Annotated in this window: 24 protein-coding genes; 14 read left to right on the plus strand and 10 right to left on the minus strand. The window is 71.5% G+C overall.

What is annotated here, in order from left to right; translation table 11 throughout:
- Positions 1–159: 159 nt before the first annotated feature.
- The 3 genes from BGO37_RS03250 to BGO37_RS03260 are packed head-to-tail and all read left to right on the plus strand — an operon-like array spanning position 160 to position 2,496.
- Positions 160–795, plus strand: coding sequence for a TetR family transcriptional regulator (locus BGO37_RS03250; protein WP_291752216.1), 636 nt, complete (start codon positions 160–162; stop codon positions 793–795).
- Positions 796–797: 2 nt separating this feature from the next.
- Positions 798–1,706, plus strand: coding sequence for an ABC transporter ATP-binding protein (locus tag BGO37_RS03255; protein ID WP_291752218.1), 909 nt, complete (start codon positions 798–800; stop codon positions 1,704–1,706).
- Between the two features lies 1 nt (position 1,707).
- Positions 1,708–2,496 carry an ABC transporter permease subunit gene (locus BGO37_RS03260; RefSeq protein ID WP_291752219.1) on the plus strand — a complete coding sequence of 263 codons (789 nt, stop codon included), beginning with the start codon at positions 1,708–1,710 and terminating at the stop codon, positions 2,494–2,496.
- A gap of 26 nt (positions 2,497–2,522) precedes the next feature.
- Here BGO37_RS03260 and BGO37_RS03265 read toward each other — a convergent pair whose 3' ends face one another.
- Positions 2,523–2,996: a hemerythrin domain-containing protein gene (locus BGO37_RS03265; RefSeq protein ID WP_291752221.1), complete on the minus strand. Its 474-nt coding sequence runs from the start codon at positions 2,994–2,996 to the stop codon at positions 2,523–2,525.
- Between the two features lie 161 nt (positions 2,997–3,157).
- On the minus strand, positions 3,158–3,844 hold the full coding sequence (locus BGO37_RS03270) for a helix-turn-helix domain-containing protein (protein WP_291752222.1): 687 nt from the start codon (positions 3,842–3,844) through the stop codon (positions 3,158–3,160).
- 58 nt (positions 3,845–3,902) lie between these two features.
- Between BGO37_RS03270 and BGO37_RS03275 the strand changes: the two genes are divergently transcribed.
- Positions 3,903–4,661, plus strand: coding sequence for a uracil-DNA glycosylase (locus BGO37_RS03275; RefSeq protein WP_291752224.1), 759 nt, complete (start codon positions 3,903–3,905; stop codon positions 4,659–4,661).
- A gap of 98 nt (positions 4,662–4,759) precedes the next feature.
- Here BGO37_RS03275 and BGO37_RS03280 read toward each other — a convergent pair whose 3' ends face one another.
- The 7 genes from BGO37_RS03280 to mtnA form a co-directional block, all read right to left on the minus strand.
- On the minus strand, positions 4,760–5,050 hold the full coding sequence (locus BGO37_RS03280) for a DUF3040 domain-containing protein (RefSeq protein WP_291752225.1): 291 nt from the start codon (positions 5,048–5,050) through the stop codon (positions 4,760–4,762).
- A gap of 246 nt (positions 5,051–5,296) precedes the next feature.
- A complete protein-coding gene (locus tag BGO37_RS03285) occupies positions 5,297–5,719 on the minus strand; it encodes an RbsD/FucU domain-containing protein (RefSeq protein ID WP_291752227.1) in 423 nt (140 codons plus the stop codon).
- A 2-nt stretch (positions 5,720–5,721) separates the two neighbouring features.
- Positions 5,722–6,948 (minus strand): S-methyl-5-thioribose kinase, encoded by a 1,227-nt coding sequence (mtnK, locus tag BGO37_RS03290; protein ID WP_291752229.1) that lies wholly within the window; start codon positions 6,946–6,948, stop codon positions 5,722–5,724.
- Positions 6,949–6,969: 21 nt separating this feature from the next.
- Entirely contained in the window at positions 6,970–8,055 is a 1,086-nt protein-coding gene (locus tag BGO37_RS03295; protein ID WP_291752231.1) for an ABC transporter permease, read from the minus strand.
- Positions 8,056–9,606 (minus strand): sugar ABC transporter ATP-binding protein, encoded by a 1,551-nt coding sequence (locus BGO37_RS03300; RefSeq protein WP_291752232.1) that lies wholly within the window; start codon positions 9,604–9,606, stop codon positions 8,056–8,058.
- An 80-nt stretch (positions 9,607–9,686) separates the two neighbouring features.
- Entirely contained in the window at positions 9,687–10,796 is a 1,110-nt protein-coding gene (locus BGO37_RS03305; protein WP_291752234.1) for a substrate-binding domain-containing protein, read from the minus strand.
- Between the two features lie 42 nt (positions 10,797–10,838).
- Positions 10,839–11,876: an S-methyl-5-thioribose-1-phosphate isomerase gene (mtnA, locus tag BGO37_RS03310; RefSeq protein ID WP_291752238.1), complete on the minus strand. Its 1,038-nt coding sequence runs from the start codon at positions 11,874–11,876 to the stop codon at positions 10,839–10,841.
- Between the two features lie 162 nt (positions 11,877–12,038).
- On the opposite strand from mtnA, the gene BGO37_RS03315 reads away from it, so the two are divergent.
- From BGO37_RS03315 to BGO37_RS03335, 5 genes are all read left to right on the plus strand, one after another.
- Positions 12,039–12,755: a GntR family transcriptional regulator gene (locus BGO37_RS03315; RefSeq protein WP_291752241.1), complete on the plus strand. Its 717-nt coding sequence runs from the start codon at positions 12,039–12,041 to the stop codon at positions 12,753–12,755.
- A gap of 227 nt (positions 12,756–12,982) precedes the next feature.
- Positions 12,983–14,941, plus strand: a complete 1,959-nt coding sequence (locus BGO37_RS03320; protein ID WP_291752244.1) for a bifunctional aldolase/short-chain dehydrogenase — start codon at positions 12,983–12,985, stop codon at positions 14,939–14,941.
- A 17-nt stretch (positions 14,942–14,958) separates the two neighbouring features.
- Positions 14,959–15,348, plus strand: coding sequence for a cupin domain-containing protein (locus tag BGO37_RS03325; protein ID WP_291752246.1), 390 nt, complete (start codon positions 14,959–14,961; stop codon positions 15,346–15,348).
- A 24-nt stretch (positions 15,349–15,372) separates the two neighbouring features.
- Complete coding sequence (gene lsrF / locus BGO37_RS03330; protein WP_291752249.1) at positions 15,373–16,257, plus strand: 3-hydroxy-5-phosphonooxypentane-2,4-dione thiolase; 885 nt, start codon at positions 15,373–15,375, stop codon at positions 16,255–16,257.
- Entirely contained in the window at positions 16,257–16,910 is a 654-nt protein-coding gene (locus tag BGO37_RS03335; protein ID WP_291752252.1) for a class II aldolase/adducin family protein, read from the plus strand. Before lsrF ends, BGO37_RS03335 begins: the two co-directional genes overlap by 1 nt.
- A gap of 129 nt (positions 16,911–17,039) precedes the next feature.
- On the opposite strand, the gene BGO37_RS03340 is transcribed toward BGO37_RS03335, so the two are convergent.
- Positions 17,040–18,248 carry an ROK family transcriptional regulator gene (locus BGO37_RS03340; RefSeq protein ID WP_291752254.1) on the minus strand — a complete coding sequence of 403 codons (1,209 nt, stop codon included), beginning with the start codon at positions 18,246–18,248 and terminating at the stop codon, positions 17,040–17,042.
- Between the two features lie 142 nt (positions 18,249–18,390).
- On the opposite strand from BGO37_RS03340, the gene BGO37_RS03345 reads away from it, so the two are divergent.
- The 5 genes from BGO37_RS03345 to BGO37_RS03365 are packed head-to-tail and all read left to right on the plus strand — an operon-like array spanning position 18,391 to position 22,693.
- A complete protein-coding gene (locus tag BGO37_RS03345) occupies positions 18,391–19,422 on the plus strand; it encodes a sugar ABC transporter substrate-binding protein (RefSeq protein ID WP_291752255.1) in 1,032 nt (343 codons plus the stop codon).
- Positions 19,419–20,429: an ABC transporter permease gene (locus BGO37_RS03350; protein WP_291752256.1), complete on the plus strand. Its 1,011-nt coding sequence runs from the start codon at positions 19,419–19,421 to the stop codon at positions 20,427–20,429. The genes BGO37_RS03345 and BGO37_RS03350 overlap by 4 nt, the downstream gene beginning before the upstream one ends.
- On the plus strand, positions 20,426–21,262 hold the full coding sequence (locus BGO37_RS03355; protein ID WP_291752258.1) for an ATP-binding cassette domain-containing protein: 837 nt from the start codon (positions 20,426–20,428) through the stop codon (positions 21,260–21,262). The genes BGO37_RS03350 and BGO37_RS03355 overlap by 4 nt, the downstream gene beginning before the upstream one ends.
- Positions 21,249–21,929 carry a nucleoside/nucleotide kinase family protein gene (locus tag BGO37_RS03360; protein ID WP_291752260.1) on the plus strand — a complete coding sequence of 227 codons (681 nt, stop codon included), beginning with the start codon at positions 21,249–21,251 and terminating at the stop codon, positions 21,927–21,929. Before BGO37_RS03355 ends, BGO37_RS03360 begins: the two co-directional genes overlap by 14 nt.
- Positions 21,926–22,693: an SDR family NAD(P)-dependent oxidoreductase gene (locus tag BGO37_RS03365; protein WP_291752262.1), complete on the plus strand. Its 768-nt coding sequence runs from the start codon at positions 21,926–21,928 to the stop codon at positions 22,691–22,693. Before BGO37_RS03360 ends, BGO37_RS03365 begins: the two co-directional genes overlap by 4 nt.
- Positions 22,694–22,745 lie beyond the last annotated feature (52 nt).

Genomic DNA, 22,745 nt, shown 5'->3' on the forward strand with positions numbered 1-22,745 from the left:
AAACGTTTCCAGCGACCATCGGATACGTTTCCAGGCCGCATCGGCCTTGTCAAGGGAGCGCGCGTGTATTCGGCCCCCGCCTCGCGCCGGCCCGGAGCGGCATCCGCCGCAGCCTGCATCTCGGTTCCATGCCCTGCACAACTGTGCTATGAACTACACATGCGTGCAGTCGAGGGCGATCTGACGGCGGCGGCGCGGATCCGGGCCGCCGCCATGCGGCTGTTCGCCGAGAAGGGCTTTGCCGCGACCTCGATCCGCGAGGTCGCAGCGGCGGCCGGGGTCTCGTCGTCCCTGGTCGTCCATCACTTCGGCAGCAAGGCTCAGCTCAAGGCCGCGACCGACGCACGGCTGATCAGCAGCCTCACGTCGCTGCTGTCGGAGCTGCCCACGACCGAAGGCGCCGACTTCAACCAGGCGGCCGGGTCCCTTGCGGCCATGCTGCGGGACGAACCGGACCTCCTCGGCTACCTGCGCCGCACGCTGGTGGACGGCGGCGAGGCGGCGAGCTCGCTGTTCCTCGGACTCGTGGAGGCGACGATCGCCGAGCTCGCGGCCCAGGAGGTGGCCGGGGTGCTGCGGCCGTCGGTCGACCCGCGCGCACGAGCGGTGTTCTTGCTGGTCAACGACCTGGGCCAGATCGTGCTGCGCGACCTGGTGGCGCAGGCGATCGGCGCGGACCCGCTCAGCCCCGACGGCATCCGCACGCTGGGCGCCGTCCTCATGGAGGTCTACACGGGCGGCATCTACGCCACCGACGCACCACGGCCGACTGCCGGGGGCGGGGAGAGGAGCTGATCATGGCATCGACGGTGATCCAGACGCACGCACTGACACGGTCGTTCGGTCCGCGCCGCGGGATCGTCGACGTGGACCTCGCCGTGGAGCCGGGTCAGATCTTCGGGTTCCTGGGCCCCAACGGCGCCGGGAAGTCGACGACCATCCGGATCCTCATGGGGCTCTACCACGCGTCGTCCGGCAGCGCGCGGGTGCTCGGCCTGGACCCGTTCGCCGACGCCGTCGAGGTGCACCGGCGCACGGGGTACCTGCCCGGCGAGCTGGCGGTCTATCCGAGGCTGACCGGCCGGCAGGTGCTCGACCGGTTCGCCTCCGTCCGCGGGCTGCGCGGCACCCGTTACCGCGACCAGCTGGTCGAGCGGTTCGGCGCCGAGGTGGACCGGCCCACGCAGACGCTGTCGAAGGGGAACAAGCAGAAGCTCGGCCTGGTCCTGGCCTTCATGCACCGGCCGGAGCTGCTGGTGCTCGACGAGCCGACCTCGGGCCTGGATCCGTTGCTGCAGCTGGAGTTCGCCACGCTGCTGCAGGAGACCACGGCTGCCGGCCGCACCGTGTTCCTGTCCTCGCACGACCTCGACGAGGTGCAGCGCGTGGTGCACCGCCTGGCGATCATCCGCGAGGGTCGCATCGTCGTCACGGACACCGTCGAGGGCCTGCGCCGCCACGCCCCGCGCACCGTCGAGCTCACCTTCGACCACGACGTGGACGCGAGCGCGCTCGACCGGGTCGACGCGGTGCAGGCCTCGGCGTGGACGGACCCAGGGCACCTGCGGCTGACCGTCGCCGGGCCGATGGCACCGGTGCTCCGCGCGATCGCGCCGCTGGACCCCGTGGACCTGTTCGCGCGGCCGGCGGACCTGGACGAGCTGTTCCTCGGCTACTACCGCTCCACCGACCTGCAGGAGGCCTGACGTGCACGCGGACATCGCCCGGATCGACCTGAGGCTGCGCCGCCGCTCGATCCTCTGGTTCGCCGGCGGGCTCGCGTTCTACGCGTTCATCCTCGTCGCGATGTACCCGTCGGTGCGCTCCGACAGCTCGCTGGGCGACCTGACGGCCAACAACCCGACCGTCGGCGCGCTCCTGGGCGTCAACGGGTCGCTGACCTCACCGACGGGCTGGGTCAACGGCAACCTCTACGCCAACTTCCTGCCGCTGATGATCCTGCTGCTCACCATCGGCTACGGCGCCTCCTGCATCGCCGGTCAGTCCGAGGACGGCACCCTCGGCCTGGTCGCGGCGCTGCCCGTCAGCCGCCGCCGACTGGTGCTGGAGAAGTCCGCGGTCCTGGCCCTGATCGCCCTGCCGGTGGCCGTGGTCACCATGGCGTTCATCCTGCTGGGACGGCACTACGACCTGACGCTGCCCACATCGGCGGTGGTCGGCACCACGGTGGCGGTGCTGGTCATGGGCGTCGACTTCGGGCTCGTCGCCTTGATCATCGGCGTGCTCACCGGCAGCCGCGGCATGGCGCTCGGACTGGCGTCCGGCCTCGCGGCCGCGTCGTACCTGGTCAGCTCTCTGGCGCCAGTGATCGGCTGGGCCCGCACCGTCCGTCCGGCCTCGCTGTTCTACTGGGCGGTCGGCAGCGACCAGCTCACCGCCGGGCCGTCCTCCACCGCATGGGCGGTGCTCCTGATCAGCGCGCTGGTGCTGAACGGACTCGCGGTCGTCCTGGTGCAACGGCTCGACATCCGCTGAGACGGCGGACGGCCCGGCCCGGCCGTTCACCGAGCCTTGATGCACACCCATCCCTCGGGCAGCCCGGTGGCCTCAAGGAGCGCCCGGAGCCTCTCCAGTGCCGCGTCGTTCAGGTCGGTGTCCGCGCGCGGGTAGAGCACCCGCTCCTCCTTGAGGTTGTGGTGCAGCAGCCGAGCCGTGAGCTCTCGGCAGACACCAGCCGCGGCCTCGTCGTCGGAGTCGGAGTCCAGCGCTCGGTCCAAGGCGTCGAGCGTCGTCCAGATCTGTGCGTGCTCGCGAAGCATCACGAGCACCGTGGCCGTCAGCGCGTCCTCCATCGTGCTCAGGAGCGGGAACAGGAACTCCTCTTCGAGGTAGATGTGGTGGCGCAGCTCGTGCAGGGCGGTCCTGAGACCGCTGCGCCGGCCTTCGTCGTCCGGCTCGCGCAGGAAGGCGGTCACCGCTTCGTCGATCTCGCGGTGCTCCCGTTCGAGTGCCGCCGCCGGCGTCTCGATCTCCATCTCGGTCCCTCCTCGAGCGACAGATGTGCCCGGACGACATCGTCTGAACGGATGGCCCGCTCCCCCGCGGCCGGAAGCGCGGTCAGCTGCCGCGCGAGGTCGGCACGCGGCCCGGCTCGCGCGGCGAGGACTCGGCGAGGATCGGCGCCCCGCCGGAGCGGTCATGCCGCGGGGCCCACGTGCGCGAGGCACAGGCTCGGCTCGACGAACGGCTCGAGCCGGCCGGCCTCCAGCGGTGCACGCATCGCCTCCAACGAGCCCTGCATGAGGCCGAGGTGCAGCGAGCACACCACCGACTGGTGGCGCTCGGCCACCTCCCGGAACGGGCAGTTGCGGAGCTCGATGGGGACGTCGCCGTCACCAGGCGCCTGGGCCCGGGGCGCGAACCCGATCTCGGCGAGGACGTCGACGAGCCGCCGCGTCGCCTCCGACCGGTCGACCCGTTCGGACGGTGCCGGGCGCTCGGTCAGGTACTCACCCCAGGTACGGCCCGCCTCGCGCGCGAGGCGCTCGGGCTGCGCCACGCTGTCAGCGACCAGGGTCGTGAGGATCTCGGCCAGCAGCCGGTAGCTGCGCCGGCCGGCCGTCACCGTGCCGGCCACGGCCCGATAGACGGTGCGTGGACGTCCCGGCTGGTCCCGGTCCTCGGTGGCCCGCTCCGCATAGCCCTGGCCGACGAGGCCGTCCAGGTGGAACCTCGCGGTGTTCGGGTGCAAGCCGGTTCTCGCGGCGACGTCCTGCACACCCAGCGGGCCGGCCGCAGCGTGCAGGAGCTCCAGCACCCGCGAGCGACTCTCGCCGAGAGCCGCCGCAGGAGCCGGATCGCTCAGTGACCGCTCCCCCGCCATGGCCACCATTTTAGACCATCTCTTATAGTGGAAACCAAAGGATGTCGGAAGGGCTCTCATGCACGCGTCGAGCGATCCGCGGACGAGCGGCACCCTGGGCAGCCTGCTCGAGCTCGACACCGCGATCAGCGACTGCCGGGCCTGTCCAAGGCTCGTGAGCTGGCGTGAGCAGGTCGCCGTCACGAAGCGGCGTGCCTATCTGGACTGGGACTACTGGGCGCGCCCGGTGCCGGGGTTCGGCCCGCCGGACGCTGCGATCGCGCTGGTGGGACTGGCACCGGCCGCGCATGGCGGCAACCGCACCGGCCGGGCGTTCACCGGCGACGCGGCCGGGGACTTCCTCTACGCCGCCCTGCACGCCGTCGGCCTCGCCTCACGCCCCACCTCCACGCGGCGGGGCGACGGGCTCGAGCTGCGCGGCGTCCGGATCACGATGCCCGTGCACTGCGCTCCGCCGGAGAACAAGCCGACCCCCGCCGAGCGCGACACCTGCCGCCCCTGGCTCGTGCGCGAGCTGGAGCTGCTTCGTCCGACCCTCCGCGTCGTCGTCCCGCTGGGGGCCTTCGCCTGGCAGGCCCTCATGCCCGCCCTCGGCGAGGCCGGGTGGGTGGTGCCCCGGCCACGCCCGACGTTCGGTCACGGTGCCCACGCGGTCATCGGCGACGACGAACGCGCCCTGCACCTGCTCGGCTGCTACCACCCCAGCCAGCGCAACACCTTCACCGGCACGCTGACCGCGGACATGCTCGAGGACGTGCTGCGTGAAGCCGTTCGGCTCGCCGGCGGAGTGCGTCGACCACCTGCCGACGAGGGCTGACGTCCCCGAATCAACGGCATCCTGCGAGACGGCCGGAGACGGGACGAGCGCGCCCTCCTCGTCGGCCGCCGCGCTGCACGGCGTCCCTTCTTCAGGGGTCAGCTGCGGCTCTCGCTCCAGCCGCCGCCCACGATGGCGATCGCCACCAGCGGCTCCGCCACCGCCAGGGCCACCGCCGGGTCGAGGAGCGCCTCCGAGCCGGTCAGCACTCCGAGGGCGACGAGGGCGAGCAGCGCCACCTCGACCGCGAGGAGCACCCTCACGATGCGGCGATGCCCCGCGGCGCGGACGGGCAGGAGCGCGAACCGGGCCGCGAGGAAGCGGTCCTCGTGGCGCAGCCCACTCTCGATGTCACGCAGGACTCGTCGTTCGCGTTCGGTCGAGGGCACCGCCGACTCCCTTCCCCTCAGCACGGGGCGACGAGGTCACGTGCACGCGGCTGGGAAGCACTCGCCGCCGCGGACGAAAGGCTCGCGCGCGTGCGAGCCTTTCCCACGAGGCTCAGTCGTAGAAACCGAGCCGCCCGTTGGCCTATTCCCGGCACGGGTCCGGGTGCCGGGCACGGTCGCGCCACGTCGACAGGGAGGTGCCGCTTCGAGTCGAGGGGTCAGCGAGCAACCTGCGCAGGGGGGGCGCTAGAGAACGCCCTTGGCGACGAGGAAGCACGCGTAGGGGCGATCGTCGCTCGTCTGGACGACCACACGGGCGGACCGCGCCCCCTCGTAGAAGTCGAACCGCTCGATGCCACGCATCGGCACCTCCCGGCCGGCGGCGGCGACGAGCGTCGCGTGCACCTCGTCGACGGCGGGACCGGGCTCGCCGTCGATGGTGAGCATGTGCGCGACGGGCGTCGCCTGGAACTCGACGTCGATCGGCAGGAGGGCGCAGATCGCCCGCAACGCCTGCGTGGCGTCAGCACCCGGCAGGTCGATCACCGGCACTCCCGTGGAGTGCGCCGGGAAGTTCCGGTCCACGACGCCGATGACGTCGCCATGGCCCGCTGCGGCGAGCGCACGCAGCAGGTCGGGCGTGAGCAGCGGGTCGATCCCCTTCAGCATGGTCACCGCCCCGTGCGGTGCGCGACCAGCTCGCCGCCGCAGACCTGGGCGAACAGCGCCGCGCGGGTGTCGGGTCCGACGCGAACCGCGGCTCGCGCCGCGGCGAGCACGCCACGGGCGGCCCCCTCGCGCAGGTCCGGAGGCAGCGTCTCGACGTCCGTCACCTTGGCGTAGCCGACGATGCGACGGGACATCTTCGCGGCCGCGAAGAGCCAGCTCTGCGCCCGCCACGCCGCCAGACGCTCCTCAAGGAAGGTGTCACGCCACACCCGCGCGTCCCGCCGCTCCGGCCAGCGGCGGCGGAACTCGTCCTCGAAGCCCCGCCAGGTCTGCTCGACGAGCCCGAGCGCCCACTCGGCCCGCGCATCCTCGCCGAGCGCGTACGCCCGGGAGGCGGCGAGCACGTAGTTGGCCCACGTCGCGCCGATGTCGAAGGCCACAGGGCCGAAGAAGGCGAACTCGGAGTCGAAGACCTTGACGCTGTCGGCGTCCGTCCCGTCCCCCGCCCCCCGGACCATGACCGACCCGGTGTGCAGGTCGCCGTGGATGAGCGCCTCGGCGCACGTCATGAACCAGTACTTGGCACGGCCCATGGCGTCGACGAACACGGTGTCGGCGCTGAGGGCAGCCGCGTCCGCCTCGTTGGCGGGCAGCACGGCGTTCCGGCCGGCGTCCACCGACGGCTCGGTGAAGACGAGATCCTCGGTGATCGTGCAGAGCTCGGGGTTGATCGCGGAGGCCTGGGAGTCGGCGAGCTGCTGGCGGTCGAGCGCGAAGAGGGACGTGCCGAACGCGACCGCTCCGATGTAGGTCCCGACCCGTTCGGCGACCCCGTTGTGGACCTTGCCCACGTTGAGGGCGGGTCGCCACACGCTGTGGTCCGAGAGGTCCTCCATCGCGAAGATGTGCCGCTTCTCGTCGTGGTGCAGCACCTCGACGACGAGGTCCGGGACGAGGGCCCGGTGGGCCGTCAGGGACTCGACCTCGTGGCGCTCCCGCTCGGGGGTCATCGACCAGCTGCCACCGGACATGCGCACGTACGGCAAGGCCTGCTTGAGCACGACGCCGCGCCCCGCCTCGTCCTTCACGAGGAAGACCAGGTTGAGGTTGCCGTCGCCGATCTCGTCGACCGACGCGATGCGCTCGACGTCGATCCGGGCGGCGAGCTCGGGGTAGGCGGCGAGGTAGGCCGGGACCTCCGCGACGCTGAGGAACTCGTAGTCGGCCATGGTGCAGATCTCCTCGGAAGGTCAGGTGGCGGGCGTGTAGCGGACCTTGCGCCGCGAGATGGTGAACGAGAACAGGAGGGCGACGAGGAGCACGAGTCCCTTCGCGGTGTCCTGGTGGTAGTACTGGAAGCCCTTCATCGTCAGGCCGGTCAGCACGATGGAGACGAGCAGGGCGCCGAGCAGCGTGCCCCAGGCATTCGGCTTGCCCATGCCGAGCACGGACGTGCCGACGAGCGCCACCGCCACGGCCTCGAGCAGGCTGGACGCCCCGGCGTTCACGTCACCCTGGCCGATGCGGGAGACCAGGATGAGGCCGCCGATCGAGGCGAGCAGGCCGGAGATGACGTAGGCGAGGCCGTGGTAGAAGCCCACCCGGACCCCGGCCAGGCGGGCCGCCTCGGGATTGGCGCCGATCGCGTACATCACACGGCCCCACGTCGTGCGGGAGAGCACGAACCACGCGAGCACCACCAGCACCAGCATGATGATCACCGGCACCGGCACCTTCCCGATGAACCCGCGGTCGATCTTGAGGAAGTCGGCCGTGAACTTGCCGGGCGCCGTGTTCCCGTTGCGCAAGGTCATGCCGCTGGAGATCGACTGCCCGTTGACAGGGATGAGCTTGGCGCCCTGGATGACGAACATCACGCCCAGGGTCGCGAGCAGGTCGGGGATCTTGCAGACCACGATGAGGAAGGCGTTCAGCAGCCCGACGACGAGGCCGCCGACGATGACGACGGCGACCGCCGTGGACCCCGTCAGGTTGTAGAACACCATCGTCATCGCCGCCAGCTGCACGGACAGCCCGGCGGTGGAGCCGATCGATAGGTCGAGCCCGCCGACGACCATCGTGAACATCACGGCGAGGCCGAGGATGGCCGTCACGGCGGCGCCCTTGAGCATCTGGAAGATCGACACCTGGGTGGCGAACGCCGGCTCGGTCGAGGCGAAGTAGATGAACAGGATCACCGTGACGGCGATGAAGCCGTACTTCACCACGGAGTCCTGGATGCGCTGACCCGTGGTGAGGCCGCTCGCCCCGGCGACCGCCTTCTTCCCGACCGCTGCCTCGCGGGGCTGCTCCACCTTGGTCGTGTTCCCGGACACCTATGCCACCTCCGACATGCTCGTGATGATCGCGTCGTCGCCGATCTCGCTCGTGTAGTTGTCCAGGTGGACCTCGCCCTCGGCGAGGACCACGATGCGGTCTGCGACCCCGCGGGCCTCCTCGACGTCGCTCGTCAGGACGACGACGCACGCGCCGGCCGCGGCGAGCTCGTGGGCCTGGTGGGAGATGTCGCCGCGGGCGCCGATGTCCACGCCGCGGAACGGCTCGTCCAGGAGCAGCACCCGCGGAGCGGCGCGCATCCAGCGGCCGACGACGACCTTCTGCTGGTTGCCGCCCGACAGCGCGTCGACCGGCTGCGACGGGCCCGTGGCCACGACACCGAAGCCGTCCACGACGTCCCGCCCGACCTTGTTCTCCTTGGCCGCGCTCAGCACCTTCGCCCGGCTGACGCTGCCGAGGAAGGGCAGCGTCGACGTCCAGGCCAGCGACCAGCCGGGCAGCATCGCCTCGGCGGCACGGTCCTCCGGGACCAGGTAGACGCCCCGCCGGACGGCGTCCTTCGAGTGCCGCGGCCGGTAGGGCCGTCCCTCGAAGGTCATCGAGCCCGACCGCAGGTGGTCGACGCCGAAGATGCCGCGGGCCAGCTCGGACTTGCCCGCCCCGATCAGTCCTACGATGCCGGTGACCTCGCCGTAGCGCAGGTCAAGGTCGATCGCCGCGCACCGCGGCAGCAGCTGCACCCCCCGGAGCCCGATCGCCACGACCTCGCCCCGCTGCTCGACGAGGTCGTGGCTCTGCTCGAGCACCGACTCGCTCAGCATGGCGCGCACGACGGCGGACATCTCGAAGGGCGCCTCCTGCCGGTTGGAGATCCTGCCGTCCCGCAGGACGACGACCTCGTCCGCCAGCTCGCGCACCTCGCTCAACCGGTGCGTCACGTACAGGACCGCGACGCCCTCGGAGCGGAGCCGCCGCACGAGCGCGAACAGTCGCTCGACCTCCGAGGCGGACAGCGTCGACGTGGGTTCGTCGAGCACGAGCACCTTGGGTCGCTGGCTCAGCGCACGCGCGAGGAGGAGGAGCTGGCTGTCGGCGATCCCGAGCTCGAAGACGTCCTTCGTCAGGACGGAGTCGGGCCAGCCGAGGTCCAGGGTGGCCGCGATGTCGCGAGCGCGCGGCAGCAGGCGCCGCAGCGAGCGCACCGGCGGGATCTCGCCCCGGATGATCTCCTCGAAGACGAGGTTCTCGGCCACGGTAAGCCCGGGGACGATGTTCTCGTCGATGCGCTGGTGGACGGTCTGGATGCCGTGGCGCGCCGCGGCGAGCGGTGACTCCATGACCACCGGGGAGCCGGCGATGCTCACCGTCCCGCCATGGTCCGGGTAGACGCCGGACAGCACCTTGATGAGGGTCGACTTGCCGGCGCCGTTGGCGCCGAGGAGGGCCGTGACCCGGCCTGCGGTCAGCGCGACGGTGACGCCCTTGAGCACCTGGTTCGTCCCGAACGCCATCGTGATGTCGTCGAGCTCGAGCACCGGGCTCCCTGTGGCGGGGGCCCCTGCGACGGTGGCCGCTCCGAGATCAGGCATGCGCAACTCCTCCGACGTCGTCGTCGTGGGCCGTGGGGTGGGCGGTGCGACCGCCCACCCCACGGTAGGGCCGTTCGGGATCAGAACGTGACCGACGGGATCCAGTCGGCGCCGGAGACGTCGGAGATGTTGAGCGACGGCTCGGCGGCCCGCAGGTCGTTCATGTTCTTGATGTTCTTCGACTTGAGCATGTCCTGGGTGATGAGGATCGGCGGGAACTGGACGTTCTTCTTGTCCAGGTGGCCGGCCATGTCGAGGAACAGCGTGCGCAGCACCGCGGCACCGATGGCGTTCGGGTCCGTGGCACCCGTGGCCATCCACGGGCTGCCGGCGGCCGTCATGAGCTCGATGTCGGCGTTGGAGATGTCGGCGCCGTAGACCTTCACGTCCTTGATGCCGAGCTGCTGCAGCGCGGACAGCGTGCCCTTGGACAGCTCGTCGTACGGCGCGTAGATCGCCTTGACGCCCGGGTTCGCCTGGAGCGCGGCGACGACCATCGGCGCCGTGTCGGTGGCGCTGGAGTCGGTGTACGTGCCGGTCTTGAACAGCTGCTTCCAGCTGTTGTCCTTGAGGGACTGCTGCCACACCAGGTCGCGCCGGTCGAGCGGCGCGATGCCGGCGACGTTGACGTACCCGACGTCGACGCCCGAGCCGACGTCCTTCACCATCTGCTTGAGGACGAGCCCCGCCATGTCGGCGTCGGACTGCTGCGTCTGCACCGCGTCCGGGGCGCACTTCTGGATCTCGACGTCGTAGATGACGATCGGGATCTTCTTCTGGATGGCCTCGTTGACGCCCGGGCACAGCGTGTCGGCGAAGCCGTGGCGGACGACGATGCCCTTGACGCCGGAGGCGATCGCCTGCTCGAGCTGCTGCGCCTGCGTGGCGTTGTCGCCCTTGGCGTCGTAGACGTCGAGGTCGACGCCCAGAGCGGCGGCCTGCTTCTTGGTGCCGTTGAGGTACTGCTGGAAGTAGTCGCCCTGCCCGCTGTTCTGGACGATGGCGACCTTCACGCCGGGCTTGTCGAACGGCGCGGGGGCCTTGGCCGTCGTCGTGCCCACCGTGCCCTGGTCGCTGGCGCCCGTCGTGGCGACGGGAGGGTTGCCGGTCGAGCCGCTCTGGCTGCAGGCAGCCAGAGCGAGCATGGTGGCCCCGGCGATCGCCGCCATCAGGACCTTGGTGTTCCTCATGGTGCTCCTCTCGATGGCGCAGCGTCGATGCTGCGCGGTCTGTCAGCCCGCGATCCGCGCGAGCAGCTGGGGATGAGGCTCTGTGGCCGGTTCGACCACGCCCCGTTCCGTGACGACCGCACTGATGAGATCGTGCGGTGTCACGTCGAACGCCGGGTTGAAGCCGAGCGCACCCGCGGGCGCGCTCGGGGACCCGCTGAACGCCGTCACCTCGGACGGATCGCGCTCCTCGATGACGATCTGGTCTCCCGTCGCCGTCGACAGGTCCACCGTGGACGACGGTGCTGCGACGACGAACGGGATGCCGGCCCGCCGGCAGGCCAGCGCCAGCGCGACGGATCCGACCTTGTTGGCGGTGTCGCCGTTGGCGGTGATGCGGTCGGCGCCGATGATCGCGACGTCGACGAGGCCGCGCAGGATCGTGCTGGAGGCGGCGCCGTCCACCTCGACGACGTGATCGATGCCGTCCTGCGTCAGCTCCCAGCTGGTGAGCCGGGCGCCCTGCAGCAGCGGGCGCGTCTCGTCGGCGTAGACGAGGCCGAGCCGGCCACGCCGGTGCAGCTCATGGATGATCCCGTAGGCCGTCCCCCACGCGGTCGTGGCGAGGGCGCCGGTGTTGCAGTGCGTGACGACACGCACCCGCTCCTTGCCCGTCGCCGCCAGGATCCAGTCGGCTCCCCGCCGGGACAGCTCCCGGTTGGCGGCACCGTCCTCCTCGACGATGCGCCGAGCCTCGGCGAGCACCGCGTCGACGCCTTGCCCGACGAAGGGCCGGACACGGTCCGCGCCCCACGCGAGGTTCACGGCTGTCGGGCGGGCGTCGCGGATGCGCCGCACCTGCGCATCCAGGGTCTCGTCGTCCCAGCCCTCGTCCTTCGCCTGGAGCATCGCGACGACGACGCCGAGCGCGCCGACGGCCCCCAGCGCGGGGGCACCGCGCACGGCCAAGGTGGCGATGGCGTCGACCAGCGCGTCGACGGTCGTGATCTCCAGGTACGCCTCGTCGTGCGGGATGCGCGTCTGGTCGATCAGCCGGATCATCGGCCGTGGCTCCTCGAGCCACTCCACTGCCACCACCATCGTCAGGCGCCCTCTCGAACCTCGTTGTCCGACAACTGCGTGGGAACCGTAGGCTCGATTCGCCAGAGATGTCAATCAACTGAGACCGAGTTGTGACAACAGAGCGGTGCCGGGCGCTAGCCTTCTCCTGTCCAGCCACCGGTCGAGCGGGGAGAGCCCAGCATGGGGAGCAACGGCACGCTCGTTTCACGGGTCTCCGAGGATCTGCGCAGCCGGCTGGCGGCCGGCGATCCCCCGCCCGGCGCCCGCCTGCCCACCGAGAGCGAGCTGTCCACCGAGTTCCGAGTCTCTCGTCCCACCGTGCGCGCGGCGCTGCGCGAGCTCGAGGCGCTCGGGCTGGTGCGGACGCAGCACGGCGTGGGCACGTTCGTCACGGAGCCGCCCGCCGTGCGGGCCGGCCTCGAGCGGCTCGACTCCATCACCGAGTCGATCCGTGCGACCGGGCACGAGCCGGGGATGACCTATGTGAGCCGCATCGTGCGACCCGTGCTCCCCGAGGAGGCGGCCACGATGGGCGTGCCGGGCGACACGGTCGCGCTCGAGGTCAGGCGCACGATCCTCGCAGACGGCGAGGTGGTGGCGTACTCCTACGACCTCATGCCGTTCGACATCTTCCCGCCGGGCTTCGACCCTGCCGAGCTGGAGGGGTCGATCTTCGGCTTCTTCCGCAAGCGGCTCGGGGTCACCCCCGACCACGCGCTCGGCGACGTGCACGCGGTGACGTCCAACCACGTCGGGTGGGGCAGCGAGGCCGCGACCCACAACCTCTTCGTCCTCCTCGTGCAGCGGCACTACGACAAGGCGGACCGGCTGCTGCTCTACTCGCGCACCTACTTCATCGAGGGCCGGTACTCCTTCACCATCGTGCGCCACGACTGACACCCTCACGGCGGCCGCGTGGCCCGTGGTCCGGTCGACGAAGCGCTCACCTGACCGCCCGGTGCCCACCGCCTCCTGACCCCCTGACCGCCAGGGTCGCTGCGCGCCGGCTGCCCGCGCGGCCCTCGCTGCCACGCCTGCGCCGGGGACGACGAGGCACTTGGTTGTCTGGGCACAGCCTGGTAGGTTGTCCGACAACTGCTCGACCGTTGTTAGAGAGGTCAACGATGCTTCCCAGTGGTGACGACGCCACCAGCGCGCTCGTGGAGGACCTCGTCGCCGTCTCGCGTCAGGTGGGGCGTGACCCGCGCTTGGTCCTGCACGGCGGCGGCAACTCGTCCCTCAAGGTCGAGCGGACCGACGTCACCGGCCGAGCCGTCCCCCTGCTCCTCGTCAAGGGCAGCGGTCACGACATGGCGGTCATCGAGCGCGACGGGTTCACCCCGCTGCGCCTCGAGCGGCTCCGGGAGCTGCTCGAGGCGCTCGACGCCCTCGACGACGCCGGCCTGGCCAACGAGCTGCGCTGCGCCTCCGTGGACGCGGCGGCACCCGACCCCTCGGTCGAGTGCCTGGTCCACGCTCTCGTCCCCCACGCCTGCGTGCTGCACTCGCACGCGGACGCCGTCCTGACCCTCACCCATGCCCCGGGGGGCGGCGCGCTGGTCCGCGAGGTCTACGGCGACCGGGTGGTCGTCGTCGACTACGCCCAGCCCGGGCCGGCGCTCGCGGCGGCGTGCGCGGCCGCGTGGCGGGAGCAGGCCCACGACGCGACCGAGGGCATCGTCGTCCTGGACCACGGCATCTTCGCGCTGGGCGCGACGCCGCAGGAGGCGCTCGACCGCCACACCGCGCTCATCGCGACCGCGGACGCCGCGATCGCGGCGGCGGCGTCTCCGTCGTGGCGGCCCGCGCCGCCCGCCGCCGCGGTCGACCCGGTGGAGGTCGCCACGCTGCGCCACCGGCTGAGCGCTGCCGCGGGCCGGCCCCTCGTCGTCCACCGAGCCGCCGACGACGACGTGCGCTCGTTCGTCGCCGAGCCGGACCTCGTGGCTGCTGCGCGGCACGGCGTCGCGACCCCCGACCACGCCATCTGGACCCGGCGCGTCCCCCTGATCGGGACGGACGTCGACGCCTACGCCGCGGCGCACCGCGCCTACGTCGCCGAGAACGCCGCGCGCCGCGGCTGGGACGTCGCGGCGGACGACGCCGCGCCACGGATCGTCCTCGACGAGCGGCTCGGGCTGCTCGCCGCGGGCCGCAGGGCAGGAGAGGCCACCGCCGCCGAGGCGATCTACCGGCACACGATGGGCGTCATGCGCGACGCCGCGCGGCTGGGCGGTTACCAGCCGCTGGCCGCCGAGCACGTGTTCGACCTGGAGTTCTGGCCGCTGCAGCAGGCGAAGCTGCTCCGGTCCGCCCCGGGCGGACCGCTGGCGGGCAAGGTGGCGGTCGTCACCGGCGCCGCCTCCGGCATCGGGCGGGCGTGCGCCGCCCAGCTGCTCGCCCAGGGGGCGGCTGTGGTCGGGTGGGACCTGGCGCCCACCGTCGCCACGGCCTTCGAGGGCCCGGCATGGCTCGGCCTCCAGGTGGACGTCACCGACGAGGACGCCGTGAGGGCTGCCATCGGGGCCGGCGTGGACGCCTTCGGCGGCCTCGACATCCTCGTCGTCGCGGCCGGCATCTTCCCGAGCGCGGCACCCCTCGGCGTCATGACCCAGGAGACGTGGCGCAAGGTGATGAGCGTCAACGTCGACGCGGTCGCCCTGCTGTACGGGATCGCGCACCCGCTCCTGGCGCTGGCCCCGGGCGGCGGCAGCGTCGTCCTCATCGCGTCGAAGAACGTGCCGGCCCCCGGGCCCGGCGCCGCCGCCTACTCGTCGTCCAAGGCCGCGGTGACCCAGCTCTCGCGGGTCGCCGCGCTCGAGTGGGCGGGCGAGGGCATCCGCGTCAACATGGTCCACCCCGACGCGGTGTTCGACACCGGGCTGTGGACACCGGAGCTGCTGGCCGCGCGGGCCGCGCACTACGGCCTGAGCGTCGACGACTACAAGCGGCGCAACCTGCTGCACACCGAAGTGACCAGCGCCGACGTTGCCCGCCTCGTGGCCGCGATGGCGGGCGACACCTTCGCCAGGACGACGGGGGCGCAGGTTCCCATCGACGGCGGCAACGAGCGGGTCGTCTGACCCGAGGAGGGCGAACCATGCACCGCGCGACGACGACCGACCCCGCCTACCGCAACGGCGACTGGGGACCGGCGTACCTCATCCAGGGCCCGAGCAGCGACATCGGCGTGCTGCGCCTGGGGCCGGGCCAGGCGATGACCAACCACTACCACGCGGCCTGCGACGAGTCGTTCGTCGTGATCGAGGGCCAGGCCTCGCTGTGGCTCGACGGCACGACGCGCGTCGACCTCGGCCCGGACGCCGTCGTCCGGTGCGAGCCGGGCGAGATGCACTACCTGGTCAACGACACCGCGGCGGACTTCCGCTGCGTCTTCATCAAGTCGCCGGCGAGCCCCGGCGACACCCACAACGTCCCCTGGGTGCCGGGTGAGCCGGCACCGCAGCGCCCAACCGACACGCCGGCCTAGCCCGGCTCGATCCGAGGAGCAGCAGTGGCAGATCTCGACAGCATCGTTGAGGCCAAGGACTACGGCGTCGGCCGGCCTCAGACCGTGCCCGCCTCACCCGTCAAGGGGTCCGACCAGCTCGACTTCGGGATGCGGCACCGCCTCGGCCGCATCTTCCGCGAGGACGGCCGGACCGTCATGCTCGCGTTCGACCACGGCTACTTCCAGGGCCCGACGCGCGGGCTCGAGCGGGTCGACCTCAACGTCGTCCCGCTGGCCCCGTGGGCCGACGCGCTGATGGCGACACGCGGCATCGTCCGCACCGTCGTCCCCGCGGCGAGCCCCAACGCGCTGGTGCTGCGCGCCTCCGGCGGTCCGTCCGTCCTCAAGGAGCTGTCCGACGAGCGGGTCGCGATGGACATCACCGACGCGGTCCGGATCGACGCGGCCGCCGTGGCGGTCCAGGTGTTCATCGGCGGCGAGCACGAGACCCAGTCCGTCCACAACATGACGCAGCTCGTCGACGCCGGACTCGCGGTCGGCATCCCCGTGGTGGGCGTCACGGCCGTGGGTCGCGACATGGTGCGGGACTCCCGCTACCTCGGGCTCGCCACGCGCATCATCGCCGAGCTCGGCGCCCAGGTCGTCAAGACCTACTACTGCGACGAGGACTTCGAGCACGTCACGGCGGCCTGCCCGGTCCCGGTGATCATGGCGGGCGGCAAGAAGCTGCCTGTGCTCGAGGCGCTGACCATGGCCTTCAACGCGGTGGACCAGGGCGCCTCCGGTGTGGACATGGGGCGCAACATCTTCCAGCGCAAGAACCCGATCGCCATGATCCAGGCGGTGCGCTCGGTGGTGCACGACCACGCCAAGCCGGCCGAGGCCGCCGACCTCTACGCCGAGCTGTCCGGCGGGGCGACCGACTGATGGCCGAGGACCGCGACGAAGCGGGGCTGCGGGCCGAGGTGTGTCAGATCGGCCGCGCCCTGTGGCAGCGCGGGATGGTGGCCGCCAACGACGGGAACATCTCGGCCCGACTGCCGGACGGCACGATCCTGTGCACCCCGACCGGGGTGAGCAAGGGCTTCCTCACCCCCGAGATGCTCACCGTCGTCGGGCGGGACGGCGCGGTGGTCCGCGGGAGCCGACGGCCGTCGACCGAGGTGCGCATGCACCTGCGCGTCTACGCCGAGGATCCGGCGGTCGGGGCGGTCGTGCACGCGCACCCCGTCCACGCCACGGCGTTCGCGATCAAGGGCGAGCCGCTCGTCGGGCTCATGATGCCGGAGAGCGTCGTGGCCATGCCGGAGGTGCCCCTCGCCCCGTACGCGACGCCGTCGACGCACGAGGTGCCGGACTCGGTGGCTCCGTTCGTCGGCACGCACACGGCCTGCCTCCTCGAGCACCACGGCGCGCTGACCTGGGGACCTGACCTCATGATGGCGTACCTGGCGATGGAGCGGCTGGAGTACACGGCCCAGCTGACGACGATCGTCCGGGCGATCGGTGGGGAGCGCGGGCTCTCCACCGATCGCATCGCGGAGGTCAGGCGGATCTTCGGGATAGCGGCGCCCCGCTGACGGACGCTCGTGAACGTCGTCGGTCCGATCCGCTCGACCCAACAACGCCGCGGAACACCATCGTCCAGGTCCACCCGTAGGGGCGGCCTCGGCGATCGCGGTGCCCGGCCACCGGCGCGACGACGGCGATCACGGCCGCGGCGCGCCCGCCAGCCGTGCGTCGATCGCGGCCGGGTCCAGCACGTGGTCGCGCACGAGGAGGCTCGCCCCGGCGATGCCCGCGCGAGACCGGAAGTGTGTCGGGACGATCCGCAGCTGCCGAGTCGCCAGCGGCAGGGCCCGCTGGTAGATCACCTCCCGGACGCCCGCGATGAGGTGGTCGCCGGCCGCGCTCAGGGCCCCGCCGAGCACGATGACGCTCGGGTTCAGCATGCTCGTGGCGAAGGCGGCCGCCTCGCCGAGGATGCGGCCCGCGGTGCGCAGCAGGGCGACGGCGTCGCTGTCGCCCCGCTTGACGAGGCCCGCGACGTCGCGGGCGCTGCGCAGGCCCGGGCGGTCCGCCCGGAGCGCCTCAGCCAGCGCCCAGCCCCCGACGAGGGCCTCGAGGCAGCCCCGGTTCCCGCACCGGCACAGCGGGTCGTGGTAGCCGCTGATGTGCGCGTGCCCGATGTCCCCGGCCGCGCCCTGGGCGCCGCGGTGGATCGCCCCACCCACGACCATGCCGCTGCCGACGCCCGTGCCGGCCTTGATGTACAGGAGGTGGCGCTCGTCGGGCCAGTGCGTGCGCTGCTCGGCCAGCGTCAGCAGGTTGACGTCGTTGTCGATGACCACCGGCACGGGCCAGTCGCGCCCCAGGGCCGAGCGGATGTCGAAGCCGTCCCAGCCGGACATGATCGACCACCCCTGGACCTGACCGGCCTCGTAGTCGACGGGCGCGGGAAGCCCCAGGCCCAGCCCGACAACCTTGTCCGCGCTGAGGCCCTCGTCCGCGAGGACCTCCCGGGCGATCGCGCTCACCCTGCTCAGCAGCGCCTCGGGACCGTCGCTGAGCTCGAGCCGCTCGACCCGCTCGCCGCGGATCTCGGCGCCCAGGTCGGTGACGGCGACCCGCGTGCGCTCCTCCCCGATGTCGACGGCGATGATCAGCCGTTCCTTGGTGTCGAGCCGGAGCACCTGGGACGGCCGCCCGCGACCGGAGACGACCTCTTCGGTCTCGCGGACCAGGCCGGCGCCGATGAGGAGCCCGAGCCGGTCGAGCACAGTCGACCGGGACAGGCCGAGGGCCTCCGCGATCGCACCCCTGGTCACCGCGCGGCCGGACGCGATGAGCTGCAGCACGGCGCCTGGGCCGTCCTGGGGGCGCCAGACCGGAAGCGACGGTGCATCGGCGTCGTTCATCGGTGTCCTTTCGTCGATCATCACGCATATAACCGCGACTAGTGATTGACAGTCAACATATCCGCAGACCACGATCGTCAATGTTGGCAGTGGGAGGGCGCGACGATGCGCATCCCGTGCCCCGGCAGCTCAGGAGGCAACGATGAAGTTCGTTCCACGGGGCCGCGTCGCCCTGGCAACGGCCGCGGCGGCGGCGCTCATGCTCACGGCGGCTGCGTGCAGCAGCAGCTCGACACCCGGCGGATCGTCGTCCACCAACGGTGGTGCGGCCGGCGACGTCACCATCGGGATCGTCAACCTGAACCTCGACAACCCGTTCTTCAGCACGCTCGGCAAGGGCACCGAGGACGCCGCCAAGGCGCTCGGCTGGAAGGTCATGACGGCGGCCGCCAAGCAGCCCGGCGACTCCGCGACGCAGGTCACCGCGATCGAGAACATGATCACCAGCAAGGTCAAGGCGATCGTCCTGACCCCGGCGAGCGCCACGGCGCTCAACGACGCCGTCAAGAAGGCGCGGGACGCGGGGATCCTCGTCATCACCGTCAACGGCACGCTGGACCCGATCGACACCGCGGACGCCACCTACGCGACGGACAACGTCCAGGCCGGCAAGCTGATCGGTCAGTGGGCCAAGGCCGCCGGACCGGCCGACGCCAGCATCGCCCTGCTCGACTTCGACCTGTCCGATGGCCCCGCCAAGGGTCGGCACGACGGCTTCCTCGCGGGCTACGGCATCGCGGAGAACGCCTCGCAGGTCGCCGGTGAGGCACTCACGAAGGGCACCATCGACACCGGCCAGTCGGCCATGGAGAACCTGCTGTCGGCGCACCCGGGGATCAACCTGGTGTACACGATCAACGAGCCCGCCGCGCACGGCGCGAGCACGGCGATCCAGGCCGCCGGCAAGTCCGGCGTCACCATCGTCTCCGTCGACGGCGCCTGCTCCGGCGTGCAGGACGTGAAGGACGGCATCATCGGCGCGACGGCCATGCAGTTCCCCGACCGGATGGGCTCCAAGGCCGTCGAGGCGATCGCAACGTTCCTCAAGGACGGGACCCGGCCTCCGTCGGGAGTCACCGACTCCGGCACCGAGCTGATCACCGATCACGCCGTGAGCGGACTGGCGTCCCAGGACTCCACCTGGGGCCTGGCCCACTGCTGGGGCCAGAAGTGACCCCTGCCACCGCACGGGTGGCTGCTGCCGACCTCGACACCGGGGTCGGCAGCAGTTCGTGGTGGCGCGTCGCGCTGACGGGCCAAGTCACGGGGCCGCTCGCTGCGCTGATCCTGGCGGTCGTCATCTTCTCGACGACGACCGAGAACTTCTTCAGCGGTGCCAACCTCGCCCTCGTCGTCCAGCAGTCGGTCGTCGTGGGGACGCTCGCCATCGGTCAGACGCTGGTCGTCCTCACCGCCGGCATCGACCTCGCGTGCGCGGCGATCATGGTCATGGGTTCGGTCGTCATCGGCCGGATCGCGGTGAGCGGCAACGTGTGGTTGGCGCTGCTCGCCGGCGTCGTCGTCACCGTCCTGCTGGGAGCCGTGAACGGCTCGCTCGTCTCGCTCGCGTCGCTCCCGCCGTTCATCGTCACGCTCGGCGTCCTGACGGCGCTGACCGCGGGGGCGCGGCTGTTCACAGACTCGGCGAGCTACCCGATCAAGTCGACACTGCTCACGGCGCTCAACCACGGGCCCCGGGTCGGAGGCGTGACGATCACGTACGGGGCGATGGCCTGGATCGGCCTGACCGTCCTCATGGCCTACGCCCTGACCCAGACCAAGTGGGGCACCCGTATCTACACCGTCGGCGACAACCCGCATGCCGCCGAGCTGGTCGGCATCAACGTGAAGCGCGTGCTGTTCGGCGTGTACGTCGTGGCAGGCCTCATCTACGCGATCGCCGCATGGCAGGCCCTCGGCCGGACGCCGACGGCCGACCCCGCTGGGTACCCGACCGCCAACCTGGACAGCATCACCGCCGTCGTCATCGGAGGCACGAGCCTGTTCGGCGGACGCGGCGGCGTGACCGGCACCCTCGTCGGCACCCTCATCGTTACCGTCCTGCAGAACGGGCTGACGCACGCGGGCATCGACTCGCTCTACCAGCAGGTGGCGACGGGTGTGCTCGTCGTGCTGGCCGTGGCCGTGGACCGACTGACGCGAACGAGGCAGTCACGATGACGACTCAGACCGTGCTTCAGGCCCGCGGGCTCAGCAAGCGCTACGGGCACGTGGTGGCGATGGCGGACTGCGACTTCGACCTTCGCGCTGGCGAGATCCTCGGCGTCATCGGCGACAACGGTGCCGGCAAGTCGACCCTCATCAAGGCCCTCACCGGAGCGCTGGTCCCCGACACTGGGGTCATTCACCTCAACGGGGAGCCGGTTAGTTTCCGCAACCCTCTCGAGGCCCGCCGGGCCGGTATCGAGACGGTCTACCAGGAGCTGGGCGTGGCACCAGCTCTCGAGGTGTCGCAGAACCTCTTCCTCGGTCGCGAGCAACGCCGCCCCGGGCTGAGGGGATCCCTCTTCCGACAGCTGGACAAGCCCGCGATGCGACGCGCCTCCGCGGAGCACATGGCGGACCTCGGGATCCGGATCCAGTCCATCCGGCAACGGGTCGAGACGCTGTCCGGCGGCCAGCGCCAGGCCGTCGCCGTCGCCCGTGTCGCGGCGTGGGCTACGCGGCTCGTCGTCATGGACGAGCCGACGGCCGCGCTGGGGGTGCGGGAGACGCACCAGGTCCTGGACCTGATCTTGCGTGTGCGTGACCGAGGCCTGCCGGTGGTCCTCATCAGTCACGACATGCCCAACGTGTTCCAGGTCGCGGACCGGATCCACATCCATCGCCTCGGCAGGCGTGTCGCGCTGGTGAACACGGGCGACGTGACGATGGACGACGCCGTCGCGGTCATGACGGGGGCCCGCTCCCCCGCCGACGTGCCCCAGGTGCAGGTCTCGACACCGGACGAGGACGCCTCGAGCCCGAAGGGCACGGATCATGGCGAGCGTTGAAGCGATCGAGGCCTCGTTCGACGAGCTGGCGGCGCGGGCCGAGGCGTTGGCGACCGGCGGCACCCGGCGCATCCTCGGCATCACGGGAGCACCAGGGTCCGGCAAGTCGACCCTGGCCGAGCGCATCGTCGCGCACGTGGGTGACGATGCGCGCCTGGTGCCGCTCGACGGCTTCCATCTCGCGGACCCCGAGCTGCGACGGCTCGGGCGGTGGGAGCGCAAGGGGGCGCTCGACACGTTCGATGGGGCCGGCTACGTCAATCTGTTGCAGCGGCTCCGGGACCCGGACGAGCACCTGGTGTACGCCCCGCACTTCGACCGTGACCTCGAGGCGGCGATCGCAGGCTGGATCCCGGTCCCCCACGACGTGCGCCTGATCGTCACCGAGGGCAACTACCTCCTGGTCGACGCCGATCCGTGGCACGCCGTGCGCTCGCTCGTCGACGAGGTCTGGTTCGTCGACCCCGGCGACGCAGTGCGGATGGGACGGCTGATCGCGCGCCACCAACGGTTCGGGCGCACCGAGGAGCAGGCGATCGAACGCTCCTACGGCAGTGACCAGCGCAACGCCGAGCTCATCGACTCGACACGACCCAAGGCCGACCGGGTCGTGCGGCTGACCGACGGACTGGCCGGCTCGGACCCATCTCAGGAGGAGATCGCATGAGCGTGCTCGACAGCTTCCGCCTCGACGGGAAGGTGGCCGTCGTCACAGGGGCGAACCGCGGCATCGGCAAGGCGATCGCCGCCGCCCTGGCCGAGGCCGGGGCCACGGTGGCGATCGCCGCGCGCGACGACGAGCGCAGTGCCGCGGCTGCGGCCGAGATCCGGGACCGCGGCGGCAAGGCGGCGCCGTTCCACGCGGACGTCACGTCCAGGAGCGACCTGATCGCGCTGCGGGAGGCCGTCAGCCGCGACCTCGGCCCCGTCGACGTCCTCGTCAACAACGCCGGCATCGGCATCCACGGCGCCTCCCTGACGCTCGACGACGACTCCTGGCGCGGCGTGCTCGCGACGAACCTGGACGCCGTCTGGCGCTCGTGCCAGGTGTTCGGCGAGCAGATGGTCGCCCGCCGAAGCGGCGCGATCGTCAACGTCGGGTCGATGTCCGGCTACATCGTCAACCGTCCGCAGTGGCATGCCCCGTACGCGGTGTCGAAGGCCGGCGTCCACCACCTGACGAAGTCGCTGGCGGCCGAGTGGGCGCCGCACGGCGTCCGCGTCAACGCCATCGCCCCGGGCTACACGAAGACCGAGATCGCCGACATCGACAAGCCGGAGTACCGCCACTACTGGATCGACGAGGTCCCCATGCAGCGATACGCGCAGGCGTCGGAGATCTCACCGGGCGTGCTGTACCTCGCCTCTCCAGCGGCGTCCTTCGTGACCGGCGAGGTGCTCGTCGTCGACGGCGGCTACACGCTCTGGTGACACCCCCGGCCGGGTGACGACCCGTCGGCTCGCCGAACCTCGGCCGCCGAGG

It is taken from the genome of Cellulomonas sp. 73-92, assembly GCF_001898175.1.
Taxonomy (GTDB): domain Bacteria; phylum Actinomycetota; class Actinomycetes; order Actinomycetales; family Cellulomonadaceae; genus Cellulomonas.